19 protein-coding genes are annotated in these 17898 nt (G+C 40.9%); all 19 read left to right on the forward strand.

Annotated elements, in window-relative coordinates; translation table 11 throughout:
* The first annotated feature begins 132 nt into the window (after window positions 1-132).
* The 19 genes from spoIVA to ACQKMF_RS05965 all read left to right on the forward strand — a co-directional run bounded on the left by spoIVA (window position 133) and on the right by ACQKMF_RS05965 (window position 17895).
* A complete protein-coding gene (gene spoIVA, locus ACQKMF_RS05875; protein WP_101222423.1) occupies window positions 133-1611 on the forward strand; it encodes a stage IV sporulation protein A in 1479 nt (492 codons plus the stop codon).
* 503 nt (window positions 1612-2114) lie between these two features.
* Entirely contained in the window at window positions 2115-2387 is a 273-nt protein-coding gene (locus tag ACQKMF_RS05880; protein WP_034308023.1) for an HU family DNA-binding protein, read from the forward strand.
* 299 nt (window positions 2388-2686) lie between these two features.
* Complete coding sequence (gene folE, locus ACQKMF_RS05885) at window positions 2687-3253, forward strand: GTP cyclohydrolase I FolE (RefSeq protein ID WP_063233209.1); 567 nt, start codon at window positions 2687-2689, stop codon at window positions 3251-3253.
* 20 nt (window positions 3254-3273) lie between these two features.
* Entirely contained in the window at window positions 3274-3522 is a 249-nt protein-coding gene (gene mtrB / locus ACQKMF_RS05890; protein ID WP_076365643.1) for a trp RNA-binding attenuation protein MtrB, read from the forward strand.
* Between the two features lie 246 nt (window positions 3523-3768).
* Entirely contained in the window at window positions 3769-4599 is an 831-nt protein-coding gene (locus ACQKMF_RS05895) for a heptaprenyl diphosphate synthase component 1 (RefSeq protein ID WP_427572126.1), read from the forward strand.
* 3 nt (window positions 4600-4602) lie between these two features.
* Window positions 4603-5313 (forward strand): demethylmenaquinone methyltransferase, encoded by a 711-nt coding sequence (locus tag ACQKMF_RS05900; RefSeq protein WP_402938167.1) that lies wholly within the window; start codon window positions 4603-4605, stop codon window positions 5311-5313.
* Between the two features lie 34 nt (window positions 5314-5347).
* On the forward strand, window positions 5348-6310 hold the full coding sequence (gene hepT, locus ACQKMF_RS05905; protein ID WP_402938164.1) for a heptaprenyl diphosphate synthase component II: 963 nt from the start codon (window positions 5348-5350) through the stop codon (window positions 6308-6310).
* A 96-nt stretch (window positions 6311-6406) separates the two neighbouring features.
* Complete coding sequence (gene ndk, locus ACQKMF_RS05910; protein ID WP_034308008.1) at window positions 6407-6853, forward strand: nucleoside-diphosphate kinase; 447 nt, start codon at window positions 6407-6409, stop codon at window positions 6851-6853.
* A 186-nt stretch (window positions 6854-7039) separates the two neighbouring features.
* Window positions 7040-7822 (forward strand): CheR family methyltransferase, encoded by a 783-nt coding sequence (locus tag ACQKMF_RS05915; protein ID WP_402938161.1) that lies wholly within the window; start codon window positions 7040-7042, stop codon window positions 7820-7822.
* 245 nt (window positions 7823-8067) lie between these two features.
* The gene (aroC, locus tag ACQKMF_RS05920) at window positions 8068-9240 is read left to right on the forward strand and encodes a chorismate synthase (RefSeq protein ID WP_101222419.1); all 1173 of its coding nucleotides are present in this window, start codon (window positions 8068-8070) and stop codon (window positions 9238-9240) included.
* 3 nt (window positions 9241-9243) lie between these two features.
* The gene (gene aroB / locus ACQKMF_RS05925; protein ID WP_402938157.1) at window positions 9244-10323 is read left to right on the forward strand and encodes a 3-dehydroquinate synthase; all 1080 of its coding nucleotides are present in this window, start codon (window positions 9244-9246) and stop codon (window positions 10321-10323) included.
* A gap of 25 nt (window positions 10324-10348) precedes the next feature.
* A complete protein-coding gene (aroH, locus tag ACQKMF_RS05930) occupies window positions 10349-10717 on the forward strand; it encodes a chorismate mutase (protein ID WP_101222417.1) in 369 nt (122 codons plus the stop codon).
* An 81-nt stretch (window positions 10718-10798) separates the two neighbouring features.
* Window positions 10799-11911 carry a histidinol-phosphate transaminase gene (hisC, locus tag ACQKMF_RS05935; protein ID WP_101222416.1) on the forward strand — a complete coding sequence of 371 codons (1113 nt, stop codon included), beginning with the start codon at window positions 10799-10801 and terminating at the stop codon, window positions 11909-11911.
* A 47-nt stretch (window positions 11912-11958) separates the two neighbouring features.
* The gene (locus tag ACQKMF_RS05940; protein ID WP_402938153.1) at window positions 11959-13062 is read left to right on the forward strand and encodes a prephenate dehydrogenase; all 1104 of its coding nucleotides are present in this window, start codon (window positions 11959-11961) and stop codon (window positions 13060-13062) included.
* 23 nt (window positions 13063-13085) lie between these two features.
* Complete coding sequence (gene aroA, locus ACQKMF_RS05945; RefSeq protein WP_427572131.1) at window positions 13086-14372, forward strand: 3-phosphoshikimate 1-carboxyvinyltransferase; 1287 nt, start codon at window positions 13086-13088, stop codon at window positions 14370-14372.
* A gap of 368 nt (window positions 14373-14740) precedes the next feature.
* Window positions 14741-16012 (forward strand): tetratricopeptide repeat protein, encoded by a 1272-nt coding sequence (locus tag ACQKMF_RS05950; RefSeq protein ID WP_402938149.1) that lies wholly within the window; start codon window positions 14741-14743, stop codon window positions 16010-16012.
* A 41-nt stretch (window positions 16013-16053) separates the two neighbouring features.
* Window positions 16054-16605: a ReoY family proteolytic degradation factor gene (locus ACQKMF_RS05955; RefSeq protein ID WP_427572133.1), complete on the forward strand. Its 552-nt coding sequence runs from the start codon at window positions 16054-16056 to the stop codon at window positions 16603-16605.
* Window positions 16606-16766: 161 nt separating this feature from the next.
* Entirely contained in the window at window positions 16767-17228 is a 462-nt protein-coding gene (locus tag ACQKMF_RS05960) for a YpiF family protein (protein WP_427572135.1), read from the forward strand.
* Between the two features lie 160 nt (window positions 17229-17388).
* The gene (locus ACQKMF_RS05965; RefSeq protein ID WP_034307977.1) at window positions 17389-17895 is read left to right on the forward strand and encodes a ubiquinol-cytochrome c reductase iron-sulfur subunit; all 507 of its coding nucleotides are present in this window, start codon (window positions 17389-17391) and stop codon (window positions 17893-17895) included.
* Window positions 17896-17898: the final 3 nt, after the last annotated feature.

The following is a 17898-nucleotide window of genomic DNA, read 5'->3' on the forward strand; positions in this document are numbered from 1 at the left end:
TGGTGGAGGAAGGGATTGAACCAGGGAAATAATTGGAATAAATTTTTAGGACAACATCATAGATATATATTGTCCTAAATAAATGCAAATGGATAAACGAAATCCCAAAACTCTAATTCGGGAGGGGATACCTTGGAAAAGGTAGATATTTTTAAAGATATAGCTGAACGGACCGGTGGCGACATATATTTGGGGGTGGTCGGTGCCGTCAGGACGGGGAAATCCACATTTATTAAAAAATTCATGGAGCTAGTCGTCATTCCGAATATTCCGTCAGAGGCGGACCGCGCAAGGGCACAGGATGAATTGCCTCAAAGTGCTGCTGGAAAGACGATCATGACGACGGAACCCAAATTCGTACCGAACCAGGCAGCATCGATTCAAGTGGCTGAAGGTCTCGACGTGAATATCCGCTTAGTCGATTGTGTCGGTTATACAATACCTGGGGCTAAAGGGTATGAAGATGAAAATGGTCCCCGCATGATTCACACGCCTTGGTATGAAGAGCCGATTCCATTCAATGAAGCAGCTGAGATCGGTACTCGCAAAGTAATTCAGGATCATTCCACATTAGGCGTGGTCGTTACGACGGATGGGTCGATAGGAGAAATCCCGCGAAGTGATTATTTAGAGGCAGAGGAACGGGTTGTCGAAGAATTGAAGGAGGTTGGCAAGCCATTTATCATGATTGTCAATTCCGTTCAGCCTCACCACCCGAATACGATAGCCCTGAAGGAATCCCTGCAGGAAAAGTATGATATCCCTGTATTGGCGATGAGTGTCGAAGGTATGCGGGAATCGGACGTTTACAGCGTACTCCGCGAGGCCCTGTACGAATTTCCAGTTCTCGAGGTCAATGTTAATCTTCCGAGCTGGGTAATGGTTTTGCGCGAGGATCATTGGTTGAGGGAAAGTTACCAGGAAGCGGTTAAAGAGACCGTCAAGGACATTAAGCGACTGAGGGATGTAGATCGTGTTGTCGGTCATTTCAATGAATTCGAGTTCATTGACCGTGCAGCGCTTGCAGGCATTGAGATGGGGCAGGGTGTTGCAGAGATCGACCTATACGCCCCTGATGAACTCTATGATGATATTCTGAAGGAAATTGTCGGTGTGGAGATTCGGGGCAAGGATCATCTATTATCTTTAATGCAGGATTTTGCGTATGCCAAAGCAGAGTATGACCAGGTGGCCGATGCATTGAGAATGGTCAAACAAACAGGATATGGTGTCGCAGCCCCTTCCCTCAACGATATGAGTCTTGATGAACCGGAAATCATCCGTCAGGGAGCCAGGTTCGGTGTCAGGCTAAAAGCCGTAGCTCCTTCCATCCATATGATCAAGGTCGATGTCGAATCCGAATTCTCGCCAATCATCGGTACTGAAAAGCAAAGTGAAGAATTAGTCCGGTATCTGATGCAGGATTTCGAAGACAATCCACTTTCCATTTGGAACTCAGATATTTTTGGCAGAAGCCTAAGTTCCTATGTAAGGGAAGGCATACAGGTGAAATTAGCGATGATGCCTGACAATGCCCGCTACAAATTGAAAGAAACACTGGAGAGGATTATCAATGAGGGCAGTGGGGGATTGATTGCCATCATCTTATAAAAATGTTTAAAAGCTGGACCAACTCCATTTATGGATTGGTCTTTTTGCATGCGAAATACTCAGGATCACAAGAAAAATATCATTTATGAGCGCTAAAATTTGAAATAATCTGCTGTTTTTTAGTATAATCTTGAAAAAACCCTGTGGTTAAGCGATTTTCAGCAATATAATAAGTTTAATTTCTATAAAAAAGGGAAATGATGAATAGCGAAAGACAAAATTTATAATATATACAATTATTAATGAAAAGATTCCCATTATTTTTTGAATTCCCTTGCTAAGCTAATAGGGTTTGTGATAATCTACATACAGAAAACGCGTTATAACAGCGATTTCAACGTATTTATAAACTTTCCGGATGAATTATTTGGAAATCAATTCGGCTTGGTAATCCTTGATTGCCAGGGAATAAAAATTTTGGACCGAAGCTAATATCAAATCACTATTATAGTGTTGTAATAATGATTTTTTATAAAGATTCCTTTTGGGAGGAGGTGAATGGCATGAACAAAACAGAATTAATTAATGAAGTTGTTACAGCAACTGAAATTTCTAAGAAAGACGCTACAAAAGCTGTTGATGCTGTTTTTGATACAATCTTAGAAGCTCTAAAAAACGGTGATAAAGTCCAATTGATTGGTTTTGGTAACTTTGAAGTTCGTGAACGTGCGGCTCGTAAAGGCCGTAATCCACAAACTGGTGACGAAATCGAAATTGCAGCTAGCAAAGTGCCAGCTTTCAAACCCGGTAAAGCGCTGAAAGATGCAGTGAAGTAATTCTACCATTACATACGGGTGCTTAACCGAAAAGGGCCGCGTGAAAACGCGGCCCTTTTTTTGCTTCTTAAATTCCATCTGTGATAATATAAAAGACAGTGAATATTTTAGAAACGCTGTAGATGGTTAATCCGTCACAAGGAAATGACCATTCAAAAACCGCTTCCGGCGAAACTGCCGTTCAAGGGCTCAATGTAGGGGTCTTCTTTAATAATTGCAATTATGGATATCCGGGTGCAACGCGCTTTGGATTTTTTATCTGAATACATAATATTATTGATTTTTTAGGAGGTACAAAAATGGCTAATGTTGATCATGCCAAATTGGAAGAAGCGGTTAAAATGCTTCTTGAGGCTGTAGGGGAAGACCCAACGAGGGAAGGACTGCTGGATACTCCTGGCCGTGTAGCCCGAATGTATGAAGAAATTTTTTCTGGACTTAATCAGGATCCAAAGGAATATTTCGATACTGTTTTTGGAGAGGACCATGAAGAACTCGTACTTGTAAAGGATATTCCGTTTTACTCAGTATGTGAACATCATTTAGTCCCTTTTTACGGGAAAGCCCATGTAGCATATATTCCGAAAAACGGAAAAGTGACTGGCTTAAGTAAATTGGCACGGGCGGTTGAGGCTGTATCGAAGCGTCCGCAGCTTCAAGAGCGCATCACTTCCACAGTTGCTGACTCGATAATGGAAAAGCTCGAGCCTCATGGTGTAATGGTTGTAGTAGAGGCTGAACATATGTGCATGACCATGCGAGGTGTAAAAAAACCTGGATCTAAAACAGTGACCTCAGCTGTAAGGGGAACTTTTGCGAAGGATCATCGTACTAGAGCTGAAGTGCTGGCATTCATTAAAGACTAAGGACATGGGGGCAGGAAAAAATGAATGAAAAAAAGATCTTGAATGATTTTGTCGTAATCAAAGCCATTGAGGATAGTGTGAACGTCATCGGGTTGACAAGGGGAACGGACACCAAGTTTCATCACTCCGAAAAACTTGACTCAGGAGAGGTGATGATCGCACAATTCACGGAACATACCTCGGCAATTAAAATCAGGGGCCATGCAAAAGTCTATACTCCATTCGGCGAGATAGAAAGTGATTCCAAAAAGAATTCACCTGACAAATGATATTCTCAATACTTGGTTAATTAGTAAATCAATCATCTGATATCACGTTTAACAAGCTGTAAATTTCCCGCATCCATTTTTTTGAAGAGCAAAAGTCGATAATTTCCTTACCTTTGGAAGTTTCATTTTATAAACGTTGACCATTTCATCTGATTGTTTTTATGGTATAATAATGTGTATTTTACACAGACAGAAACCAATATGTATGAAAAAAATTATCTTTCGGGGATGCAAGGGTGATCTCAATTGTTAAACATAACGGACGACATAAGGCAATTAAAGCGATTAATAGAAACGAAAGCTCAACATCCATATTTATTGAAGTATATACAAAAGCCAAGCCTGGACGAAGATAAACTGATATTGCTTTGGGGATTGTTTAACGATTTGGACGTTTTAAGCGAAAAACGCAATCAATACATCATTTCAACCATGTTAGTGCAAATAGCTCTGGATACCCATGAAATCGTCTCGAATTCAGGAGAAGGAACCGAGTTGCCCGAGGTATTGAAAAATCGTCAATTACAAGTGCTTGCCGGTGATTACTATAGTGGCTTATATTATCAAGTGCTTGCCAGTGTAGGTAATGTTGATATGATCCGTATACTTTCGAGCGCAATAAAAAAAATAAATGACAATAAAATCATTCTTTACCAACAAGGGTCCATTAATGATGTCCCAACGCTTTTAATGACGATCAAAGCGATCGAGGCTTCCCTGATTCATAAACTCGCGGATTACTATAATGAGCCTGCCTGGATAGAAGTAGCGGAAGATCTGCTGCTTTTAAAACGGTTGCATGCCGAGAAGAGCAGTTATATGGAGTCGGGGCAATCGATAGTTTTTGATGTCCTAAGGGAAATGCCTCTCGATGACTCGATTGGCGGGGAAGTTACCATTTCGGAAAAAGAAGAACAGGCACGCACCCAATTCGACAAGTGCCTGAGGGATGCCAGGCAATCCGTACAGTGCTCGATGCGGAAGCTGGCAAAGTTGGATGATGAACTTCTTGAAAGAGTGAAGGCCATCTTGGAACAAACAGAGAGTATAGCAAATTCATATGTGAAAGAAGGGTGAATCATGGAGCAGTCTAAAGAGCAAAAAGTTCATCATGTCTTTGAAAAGATCTACGGAAATTATGACAAGATGAATTCCCTCATCAGCTTTAAACAGCATCTTAAATGGCGGAAGGCTACAATGGCCATCATGAATGTCCCAAAAGGCGCCCATGCACTGGATGTATGCTGTGGAACAGCGGACTGGACCATTGCCCTTGCTAATGAAGTAGGACCAGAAGGAAAGGTTGTTGGTCTGGATTTTAGTAAGAACATGCTGAAAATCGGCGAACAAAAGGTAAATGAACTCAATCTAGAGCAAGTGTCCCTAATGCATGGGAATGCAATGGAGCTTCCTTTTGAGGATAATAGCTTTGACTATGTCACGATCGGTTTCGGGCTGCGGAATGTCCCCGATTACATGAAAGTGCTTAAAGAGTTAAACAGGGTAGCCAAGCCGGGTGGAATGATCGTTTGCCTGGATACTTCACAGCCTACGATGCTTGGCTTTAAACAGGGCTATTATTTTTATTTCCGTTTCATCATGCCCATGTTCGGTAAATTATTCGCAAAAAGCTATAGTGAATACTCATGGCTGCAAGAATCGGCTCGGGATTTCCCTGGCATGAAAAAGCTTGAAAACATGTTCAAGCAGGCGGGAATGGAAAAAGTCAGTTTTAAGGCCCATTTCGGTGGGGTAGCAGCAACACATTTCGGGTACAAGCCTTCAAAATAAGCATAATAGCAATGGACAAAGCTGGGTGGAATGTATGAAATTTAAAATGATGTATTCATTTTTGAATGCAGATTTGCAATTAATAGAAAAAGAACTGGAAGCCGCAATCGAAGCGGATTCCACGGTTTTAAGGGAAGCTTCCCTGCATTTGCTGCAATCCGGTGGAAAACGGATCCGTCCGGTATTCGTCCTATTGGGTGCGAAGTTTGGCAACTATGATATTCATGTCGTAAAGCATGTCGCAGCGACTTTGGAACTAATTCATACAGCTTCCCTTGTGCATGATGATGTTGTGGATGATGCGGATTTACGCAGGGGATCTGCTACCATTAAATCAAAATGGGATAATCGTGTCGCCATGTACACAGGCGACTTCATTTTTGCTCGTGCACTGGAAATGATGGCGGTTATCGAGTCTCCGCTAGCGCATCAAATTCTCGCTGATACTATGGTTGAACTATGTCTTGGGGAGATTGAACAAATAAAAGATAAATACAATTTCGAACAGAATTGGCGGATATACTTTAGAAGGATCAAACGGAAAACAGCACTGCTCATTGCATCTAGCTGCCAGTTGGGAGCCATTTCAGCGGGTGTTGAAGAGAGAATTCACCAAAAGCTATTTAAATTCGGATATTATGTCGGTATGTCTTATCAAATCACCGATGATATATTGGATTTTACTGCTTCGGAAGAAGAACTTGGGAAACCTGCCGGCAGTGATTTGATTCAAGGTAATATCACTTTACCCGTATTGATTGCTATGGAAGATCCAAAGTTAAAAAAGCTTATCGAAACAGTTCGGGAAGATACGCCAAAAGACGAAATGTCCCATATAATTCATGCTATAAAAACTTCCGGTGCCATTGAACAGGCAGCGAGGATCAGTGATATGTATTTAGAAAAGGCTTTTACCGAGTTGAAAGGTCTTCCTGCCATTAAAGCTAGAAAAACTTTATCGGATATCGCGAAAAATATCGGAAAAAGAAAGTTTTGATAATGGGAGTTGCGAAACTCATCAAACAATGGTAATATTCTAAAAGTATTGCCTTATATAGGCAAATAACAATGATACATATTAGGAGTGACATTCATGGAAAGAACATTTTTAATGGTAAAGCCTGACGGCGTTCAACGCAATTTAATCGGTGAAATCGTTTCCCGTTTTGAAAAGAAAGGCTTCCTTCTTGCAGGAGCAAAATTAATGGTCATTTCTCAAGAATTGGCTGAGCAACATTATGGCGAGCACAAAGAACGTCCTTTCTTTGGCGAACTAGTGGACTTCATTACTTCAGGTCCTGTCTTCGCAATGGTTTGGGAAGGTGAAAACGTAATCGCTACTGCACGTCAAATGATGGGTGCCACTAACCCTAAAGATGCAGCAGCAGCAACAATTCGTGGCGATTTTGCCGTAACTGTCGGCAAAAACATCATTCACGGATCTGATTCAGCTGAAAGCGCTGTACGCGAAATCGGTTTATTCTTCAAAGAAGAAGAACTTGTTGAGTACTCTAAACTTGTTAACGAGTGGGTTTATTAATTAATACGATCTCTTTAAAAAAGCGGGTTCCATCGTCATTATGCGATGGAACCCGCTTTTTTTAATTGCTTTTTTAGTTTCAAGCAGCAACGTAAGGGATATTTTAGTTTAAAGAAAATATGGCACTCTCCGATATATATAAAGGTAAGAATTACTAAAATAATTATGTGCAGGGGAGTCGTGGGAATGCCTCAAGAATATGAAGAGTTTATTCGTAATATCAAAATGCTGACAGGTATTGATTTGGCATTATATAAGGAAGGACAAATGAAAAGGCGACTAACATCTCTATATGAAAAAAGAGGATATCATTCATTTCGTGAATACTACAAAGACATGCAAGCCAATCCCGGTGTTTTAAATGAGTTTTTGGATAGAATGACAATCAACGTTTCCGAATTTTATAGAAATGCGAAAAGATGGGAAGTGTTGGAGCGGAAAATCCTGCCTAGGTTATTAGAAAGCAAAAAAAAGTTGAAAATTTGGAGTGCTGCCTGCTCAACTGGTGAGGAACCATATACGATTGCCATGATATTATCCAATCTGGTCCCACTTAGCCAAATAGAGATATTGGCAACGGATCTCGATGAAAATGTATTGGCGCGAGCGAAATTGGGGATGTATCCCGAACGTTCCTTAAATGAAGTGCCTGAGGAAATAAAAAGGAAATGCTTTGAAAAAAAAGCGGATTATTATCGTGTCGATGATGAAATCAAGAGAAGGGTGACCTTTAAAAAACAAAACCTTCTTGCTGACCGATTCGACGAAGGCTTCGATTTAATCGTTTGCCGCAATGTTTTAATTTATTTCACTGAAGAAGCCAAGAATTTATTATATGAAAAATTCAGTGTATCGCTAAAAAGCGGCGGTGTATTTTTTGTAGGAAGTACAGAGCAAATATTCACCCCAGGAAACTATCAATTTGAAACGATCGATACATTTTTTTATAAGAAAAAGGAAATACTTTAGAAAAAAGGGACTGATTCTGCACGTGCGCATTCAGTCCCTTTTCGTTTGCCGTGTAATAGCAATTCCAGTAGAACTCTAAATTGAAAGAATAAACTATATCGAAAATGTTTAAGTACTTGTAAAATAGAAAGAAAAGTGATTAAATTCAAACAATATGGTTTTTACGTTTTACATATACCCACATTTCATAAAATTGTGGTATATTGATACATATACACTTTAAAGTGCTAAAAGGGGGCTGGAAGATGAGATATTTAACAGCGGGAGAATCACATGGTCCGCAACTGACTACTATCATTGAAGGATTACCGGCAGGAATGCCGATTTCGAAAGAGGATATCAATCAAGAATTAGGACGCCGGCAAAAAGGGCATGGACGTGGAAGAAGGATGCAGATCGAGAAAGATCAGGCTTTTATTTCCTCGGGAATCAGACATGGCTACACACTCGGTTCACCGGTTGCTTTGGTGGTTGAGAACGATGACTGGAAGCATTGGACAAAGATTATGGGAAGCGAAGGGCTTTCAGAAGAGGAAGCTGAAGAAATTAAACGTAAAATCACCCGGCCACGTCCTGGTCATGCCGACTTGAACGGCGGGATTAAATATGGGCACCGCGATTTGAGAAATGTTCTGGAACGCTCTTCAGCCCGTGAAACGACAGTAAGGGTGGCAGCAGGAGCTGTCGCTAAAAAACTATTGTCTTTATTGGGGATAGAAGTGGCATCTCATGTCTTGGAAATTGGCGGAGTGAAGGCAGAACCGCCAAAATACGAAAATATTCAGCAATTGCAACAAGTAACAGAAGAATCTTCTGTTAGATGTTTTGACAAGAACGTAGAACAGCAGATGAAGGATGCAATTGATGAAGCGAAACAAAAAGGAGACTCCATCGGCGGCATCGTTGAAGTGATTGTAGAAGGAATGCCGGTAGGTGTAGGAAGTTATGTGCATTATGACCGTAAGCTTGATGCAAAACTAGCCGCAGCGATAATGAGCATCAATGCATTTAAAGGGGTGGAAATAGGTCTTGGATTTGAAGCTGCCCATCTATTTGGCAGTGATGTCCATGATGAAATAGCATGGGACGAAGAACAGGGCTATTACCGGAAAACCAATCGCCTTGGCGGTTTTGAAGGCGGTATGACAACTGGAATGCCGATAGTTGTACGCGGTGTGATGAAGCCGATCCCCACTTTATATAAACCTTTGAAAAGCGTTGATATTGATACGAAGGAAGTGTTTGAAGCAAGTGTCGAACGTTCCGATAGTTGTGCGGTTCCTGCAGCAGCGGTGGTTGCTGAGGCGGTAGTAGCATGGGAACTGGCGGCTGCCATCGTTGATCAATTCCCTTCAGATCGTTATGAGCAATTAGCGGAATACATAAGATCATATCGGGAAGAAGTAAAGGGGTTTTAAATCATGGAATCCATCCAAATAAAAACGGCTTCCAAGCAATATCCGGTTTTAATTGGCAAGAAGGCAATAAATGAATTGCCCGAATTAATATCACAAGAATTAAATCATCTAAACAAGATTCTGATCATAACTGATGAGAAAGTGGCGGCACTTCATTTGCATACCGTGAAAAACGCCCTGATCAAGACGGGGAAACCTGTTCTGCATCATGTAGTGCCAGAAGGGGAGCATGCTAAAACATTCGATGTGTTTTATGAATGCCAAAGCTTCTGCTTAACTCAACAGATTAATCGCAAGTCATTGATTATCGCCCTTGGCGGTGGTGCAGTAGGTGATTTGGCTGGATTTGTTGCGGCTACATTTATGAGAGGGATTCCATTTATACAGGTTCCGACGACTTTACTCGCCCACGATAGTGCAGTGGGCGGCAAGGTTGCCATCAATCACCCGCTAGGGAAAAATATGATTGGGGCCTTTCATCAGCCTGAAGCGGTCATTTATGATCTTGAATTTTTAAAAACTCTGCCCCTTAAAGAATTAAGGTCAGGTTTTGCAGAAGTCATTAAACATTCATTGATAGCAGATAATGAATTTTATCTATGGTTAAAGTCGAATATTGTTGATTTGAATGATATAACGGATGAGCAATTCCTGACAATGATTACAAAAGGGATTGGAATCAAAGCTAAAATTGTCGAAGAGGATGAGAAGGAAAACGGCATTCGTGCCTTTTTGAATTTTGGTCATACGCTCGGTCATGCAGTGGAAGGTTCAATGGGATACGGAAACTTCACGCATGGGGAATCCATTTTAATCGGGATGGTATATGCTCTTAGATTAAGCAAAAAGAAAGTGGATCTCGATTTTAAACTGGATGAGTTTATTTGCTGGGTATCTTCTTTAGGCTATCAAATAACGATTCCGACCAGGCTTGAACATGCAATGCTGCTTGAATTAATGAAAACAGACAAAAAATCGGTCAATGATTCAGCTACTTTTGTCCTGCTAAACGAAGTGGGGTCACCGCTATTAATGGATATAGCCGACACTGAGCTGATAGAGGAAATGGCCGATATGATATAGAGTTCAGGAGAAGGGGGGACTATGTGTGATAAGAGGAATAAGGGGTGCCACTACTGTAGAAAGAGACACGGAAATGGAAGTGATTTCCGCTGCCGAAAAGTTGATGGCAGAGATCATTCAGGTCAACGAGATTGATCCCGAAATGGTAGCTTCTGTGTTTTTTTCTGCTACGGAAGAGATTCGTTCTGTCTTCCCTGCCAAAGCCTTGAGGAAATTCGAAGGCTGGACTTATGTACCGGTTACATGCATGAAGGAAATACCGGTCAGCAATTCCTTGCCATTTTGCATTCGGGTCATGATCCATGTAAATACGACGAAATCTCAAAAAGAGATACAGCATGTATACCAGGCAGGGGCTACGGTATTACGGCCAGATTTGACAAAGCAGATATAAGATGATTTTAAATCTATGAATATGATATACTATTCTCACACTTTCTTACTTTAAAGTGATAAAAATATAGAGGTGATTGACATGAAATGGAATGAAGCGGTCCTTTCCTTGAAGTCTTATCAACCGGGAAAATCCACTGATGAAGTGAAAAAATTATACGGATTGGAAAAAATCACGAAATTAGCTTCAAATGAAAATCCTTTCGGCTGTTCGGAGAAGGTACAGGAGTCCGTTAGGAATTCAACCCATTCGTTTGCCATCTATCCAGATGGGTATGCAACGATGCTAAGGGAAGCTGTTGCAAAACATACAGGTGTGAAAGAAACTCAGCTTATTTTTGGAAATGGATCTGATGAGAACATTCAAATCATCTCCAGAAGCCTTTTGGGAGCTGGAAAGAATACGGTCATGGCAACAGGCACTTTTTCACAGTACCGCCATAATGCCACGCTTGAAGGTGCGGAAATCAGGGAAGTTCCTCATATTGATGGTGCTCATGATCTAGAAGGAATGCTTAAAGTTATAGATGAAAAAACAGCTGTTGTCTGGCTTTGTACACCAAATAATCCAACAGGTAAATACATTTCGGAACAGGACTTATTATCATTCATTGAAAGAGTGCCGGAAGATGTACTTATCGTTTTGGATGAAGCTTACTGTGAATATGCAACGGCTGAGGATTACCCGAGAACGAATCAATGGATTAATAAATATAAAAATTTGATCATACTCCGGACATTCTCAAAAATCTATGGACTTGCCAGTTTTAGGGTAGGGTACGGATTGGCGGATGAGGATATCATCCAGAAACTGGATCCATCCCGGGAACCATTCAATGTCAACACATTCGCACAGAATATTGCTATCGTCGCTTTGGAAGATCAAGCCTTCATTGAAAAATGCAAGGAAGAAAATCAAAAAGGGCTCAAGCAGTACTATGAATTTTGCAATAAGGTAAATTTAGCTTATTACCCGTCACAAGGTAATTTCATCTTTATCCATTTTAAACAGGATGCCGATGTGGTGTTTCAATATTTGCTTGAGCGCGGATACATTGCAAGGTCGGGGAAATCTTTCGGTTTTCCTAACAGCCTAAGGGTCACGGTTGGTTCGACGGAAGAAAATGAAGGAATGATTAACGCTATTAAAACTTTTTTGAATGAAGTTGAGGCACCTTCTGATTCGCTGCTTTAACGTTTCATCAAACCTAGAGGAGCACAATAGATGCGGGGGAGAGAAGAGTGAAAGGTAAGGTTTTTGTAATAGGTCTAGGTCTAATTGGCGGATCATTGGCCATGGCTGTACGCCATGCACATCCTGAAGCCGTGATTGTTGGTACGGACCTAAGTGAAAAGAATATTCAACTATCGATGCTATTGGGGATCATTGATGATTCTGTATCATCATTGGAAGCGGGAGCATGTGATGCTGATTTGATTCTACTTGCTGTGCCTGTCAATGAAACCGTGAAGATTTTAGCTCAATTGGCTGAAATGGATTTAAAAAGTGATGTCCTTATATCGGATGCAGGAAGTACGAAGGATACAGTCGTTAAGGCAGCAAAACCATTGATGGATAAAGGGGTGGCCTTCATCGGGGGGCACCCTATGGCTGGTTCCCATAAAAGCGGTGCTGCGGCAGCCAAATTGCATTTATTCGAACATGCATTTTATTTGCTTACTCCTGGAGATTCCATCGAAGAAGAAAAAGTCGAGCAGCTGAAAGGGTGGCTGCAAGGAACAAGAGCGAACTTTCTGGTTGTGAGTCCTGCCATGCATGATAAGCTGACTGGGGTCATTAGTCATTTCCCGCATATTGTCGCATCAGGGCTCGTTAAGCAGGCAGAAAATTACAGTAAGGAAAATAAGTTGATTTCAAGGCTTGCAGCAGGTGGATTTAGGGATATTACAAGAATTGCTTCAAGCAGTCCGGAAATGTGGCGTGACATTTTGTTACATAACCGGGATGTGTTACTTGAATTAATGAATGATTGGCTGAATGAAATGGAGCATATAAAAGGCCTGGTCGCGAATGAAGATAGTGAAGAAATCCTTCGATTCTTTACCGATGCCAAGATCTTCAGGGATGATTTGCCAACACATGCAAAAGGCGCCATACCAGCGTTTTATGATTTATATATCGATATACCGGATTATGCCGGAATAATTTCTGAGATTACCGGATATTTGGCACAAGAAGGTATCAGCATTACAAACATAAGGATCATTGAAACCAGGGAAGAGATATACGGTGTGCTGGTCATCAGCTTCCAAACGGATGTTGACCGCATAAAAGCTGCAGAGTGTATTTCAAGACATACAGATTATGAAACGATCCTGGCATAACATTTATAGGGAAGGATGGTTTTATGAATACAAAAAAATTACAAACGAACATCCAATCATTACGTGGTTCGATTGCCATACCTGGAGATAAGTCGATCTCCCATCGTTCGATAATGTTCGGAGCCCTTGCCGAGGGGGAAACGACAGTCACTAATTTTCTTCCAGGAGCCGATTGTTTAAGTACGATTTCCTGTTTTAAGCAGCTTGGAGTTCATATTGAACAAGATGGCCAGCACGTCAAAATTGAAGGCAAAGGTTTTAATGGATTAAAGGAACCGGAATCAGTACTGGATGTCGGAAACTCTGGTACCACGATCAGGTTAATGATGGGCATTTTGGCAGGACAGGAATTTTCGGCCGTTTTGGCAGGTGACGAATCGATAGCTAAACGTCCAATGACCCGGGTAGTCAACCCTCTTCGTCAAATGGGAGCGGTCATTGACGGTCGAAAAGGAGCCGAATACACCCCCCTCTTCATTAGAGGAGGCAAGTTACAAGGGTTTCGCTATGAATTGCCTGTGGCAAGTGCGCAGGTGAAATCAGCGATAATCTTGGCCGGTTTACAGGCAGAAGGTGAAACGATCATTATCGAACCGGAAGAGACCCGGGATCATACAGAACGAATGATTCAAGAGTTTGGCGGAAAAATCGAAAAAGACGGTCAAACGATTAAAGTAAGCGGAAACCAAGTCTTCAAGGGGACTACCATCCATGTCCCGGGTGATATTTCTTCAGCGGCTTTCTTCATGGTGGCTGCAGCGATTACGGAAAATAGTGAAGTGGTTTTAAAGAATGTCGGCCTTAATTCGACAAGGACTGGAATCATCGAAGTCATGAAATCGATGGGGGCGGATATTACGATTGAGAAGAAGACGAGTAAGGGTGAACCTGCAGGAGACATCACTGTCAGAAGCTCCCGGCTAAAGGGAACGACCATCAGCGGTGATTTAATTCCCCGTCTCATCGATGAAATACCGGTAATTGCACTCCTGGCAACACAGGCTGAAGGGATAACGACAATCAAGGATGCAGCAGAACTTAAAGTGAAAGAGACGAATCGAATTGATACTGTTGCAAATGAGCTTTCCGTCCTGGGCGCAGATATAACCCCGACAGCAGACGGATTGATCATCAAAGGGCGTAAAGCCTTGAATGGTGGTAAGGTTACAAGCCATGGGGACCATCGTATCGGGATGATGCTTGCTGTAGCGGCTTTGATAACGGAGGGGGAAGTGGAACTTGCCGACCCTGATGCCATAGATGTATCATATCCACAATTTTTTGGGCATTTGACGCAATTGATAAAGTGAATATAAAAAAAGTTTACATACCTTATTTGGTCTGTAAACTTTTTTTAAATGCTGGAAAGTGTTGAAAGCGCTAACATTTGGGCTTTTTCTATCTGTATTGATCATGAAAATAATGAGAATGGTGTTCATGATCAAAAAGGAGATTTACCATAGCGTGGAGAATTAACTAGTAACCTTTTTTTAATGAGAATGGGAGGGGACTTCATCGATGGAATACAGGGCTACAGTATGGTAAACTAATGAATACTGTTTACTATGCATCTCGCGATTATATGGTATTTTGTTCTTAATGGCAGAGTATGTTACATTATGGCGTGAGTGTGTATGACTAGGGACCAAGTCTATCATGCAAAAGGAAGGATTCAACAATGAACACAGTGGAACAAGTTATACAGCATTTAAAAAAAGGGGAATTAACAGAAGCTCTTAAACATATAAATCGAATTAAATCATCAGAGTCAGCAGAGGACATATTGTTGCTGGCCGAAGAAATGCTCCAGCTTGGTTTTGCGGAGGAGGCAAAGGATCTTTTTGAACATCTGCTGCAACTCTATCCCAATGAAGGAGAATTAATTGTTTCGTTGGCAGAAATCCTGATTGACATGGACCAGGAAGATGAAGCGATGCTGATGCTTGAAAAAGTAAGTGCAGATGATGAAGTATATCCAAGTGCTTTGCTTTTGGAAGCGGACCTCTATCAATTACAGGGGATGGACGAGGTCAGCGAAAGGAAATTACTGCAGGCCAAGGAAATGCTTCCAGATGAGATCATCATTGATTTTGCACTAGCTGAACTGTTCTTTCATCAAGGAAGGGATCAGGAAGCCATTGCAAATTACATAAAGGTTTTGGAACAGGAACAAGAAATCGCTGGTGTTAATGTCAATCAGAGGCTTGCTGAAGCATTAAGCAGTTCGGGGAAGTTCGAGGAGGCCCTTCCGCATTTTGAAAAGGCCTTAAAGGATGGACTTGAAATCAATACCCTATTTGAATATGCATTTACAGCATTTCAGGCAGGTCTTTATGACACAGCCGTACGAAAGTTCATTGAACTGAAAGAATTAGATCATGAATACCATTCTTTATATTTGTACCTGGCAAAGAGTTATGAACATCTTGAAGATTTGGAAAATGCCTTGAAAACAGTCAAAGAAGGAATTAAGGCTGATGAATTCAATAAGGAACTTTTCTTCTTCGGTGGAAAGATTGCCTTGAAAAGCGGGCTTGATGAAGAGGCGGAAAATCTATTTAAAGAAGCACTAGCCATTGATCCGGGATACCTGGAAGCTGCACTCACCCTCTTGAAATTGTATATGCACCACGAAAGGTATGAAGATGTATTGGAGTGTATTGGTGAAGTAAGGCGATATGGAGAGGATGATCCGCAGTTTGAATGGATAGCTGCTGTATCATATCAGCATACTGAACAATTTAAAGAGGCATTAACCAGCTATCATAAAGCATATAATTCATTCAAGAACAATCAAGATTTCCTTGAAGATTATGGTTTCTTTTTAATTGAAGAAGGAGACAGAGCCACATCTAGAGAAGTATTTAATAAGCTCCTTGAGATGAACCCGGCGAATGATGAGTATGCGATGATTTTGGAGCGGCTAGGTGAAAGCAAAGATGAAATGTAGATAAGTGAAACGAAACTAAATCTAGACAGAGGAGGGAATTCATGGTGGCTGCCCCTGTTTCTGTGAATGAGAAGAAGGATTTTATTCGGTGGTTTTTAAATCATTATCAACTGAAACGAAGAGAATGTGTGTGGATATTGAATTACTTAATGAGTCATGATCAACTAATGAAAAAGGTTCATTTTGTAGAAAATGCACAATATTGCCCACGTGGATTGATTATGTCGACACATTGTGTGGATGAGGTCCCTTTCAGGTTCTATAAGTCCAATATCATGACGACCGATGCAGAGAAATCTTTTCATGATATCCGTTTAAATCGAGATGAAGACATTTATATTCAGCTTAATTTTAAATCGTCTTATTCTTCCTATCAATATGCAGCGGTACTCGAGAACAATCCCTTCATGCCGAAATCAACGGCATCGAATGAAAAAGACCAGCTGCTTGCTGAACAATTGTTGGAAAGAAGCATGTTGTATTTTCAAAGGGACCGTCTGCTTAAGGAAATCGATGAAGCCCTTGATAAGCATGATGAACAAGCATTTAAGAACTTAACCGAACAATTGAATCAATTAAAAGTACTTGGATGAAATAAATTGACCTTTCCGTAATCAGGAAAGGTTTTTATTTTTTATAAAACATTGATAAAATCCACATTTTTGTAAAGACTATGGGTATATGGTAAAGATGTTATAAAAATAATGGTAAAATGATAAGGAGTTGATTTAAAAATCGGGAGTGAAGAAAAAACATGAAGTGGACAGCAAAAGATCTTGACATGTATTTGCAGTCAAAAGAGTATGTGGATACCGTTTTAATTCCTTTGGTTCCCCTTTCTTTTCGAGGGCAAATGAAGCAAACGGGTTCAATGAATGAATTTCTTACCATTTTAAGCTTGGAAATTGAAAAGCAGATGAAAGGAAGGATTCTTCTATTGCCAACATTTCACTACTTAAGTGGTGAATTGGATAAGGTTGAGCGGTTAAAGCGTTGGGCCAATGAAGTGAAAGAAAATAATTTCGAGCATGTTTTTTTTCTTACATCGGATTTCGAGTGGAAAAAGGAAGAGCGGGAATTAGAAAATAATTTAGTTTGGATTCCTGCCATCCCCTTGGAAGGGCTTGAAATTGAACAAGCAAGGGAAATGATTAACCAGCAAGTTCTCCAAATCCTTGATATTTTCTCTTATAATTGGAAAAATGAAAAAAAGTAGGATTTTTCGCATTATTTGACACATAGTTGCCACCTTTTGGGTTTTACAAATATTGACCTTGGTAAATTATTGAGATATCATGGAAATGTCCTAGTTTTATAGTGTCGCTATTTATTGGTCCTTTGGGCTCTCAGTATAGTAATAGAGGGGGGGAAAACGCATGAGCAAGCATAATGTTTCACGACGTCAATTCCTTAATTACACACTTACTGGCGTTGGTGGATTTATGGCGGCCGGTATGTTGATGCCTATGGTTAGGTTTGCAATTGATCCTGTATTATCAGCAGATAAAGGCGGGGATTACGTTGCAACTAAACAGAAGGTAGGTGAACTGACTACCGAACCAACCCGTGTCGATTTTAGTTTTAAACAGGTCGATGGGTGGTATGAGTCTGAAGAAACAAATACAGCTTGGGTTTACAAAACGGATGACGGTAAGATCGTTGCTTTATCTCCAATCTGTAAGCATTTAGGCTGTACGGTAGGCTGGAATACGGATAAGACTAATCCGAATCAATTTTTCTGTCCTTGCCATTATGGCAGGTATACGAAAGATGGGATGAATGTCAAAGGGACACCGCCGGTTTCACCATTGGATGTCTTTGACACGAAAGAAAAAGATGGAATACTTTATTTGGGTCAACTAAAACCGCACGGGGAGGCGTAAACA

This window comes from Peribacillus sp. NPDC101480 (assembly GCF_050277335.1).
Lineage (GTDB): Bacteria > Bacillota > Bacilli > Bacillales > DSM-1321 > Peribacillus.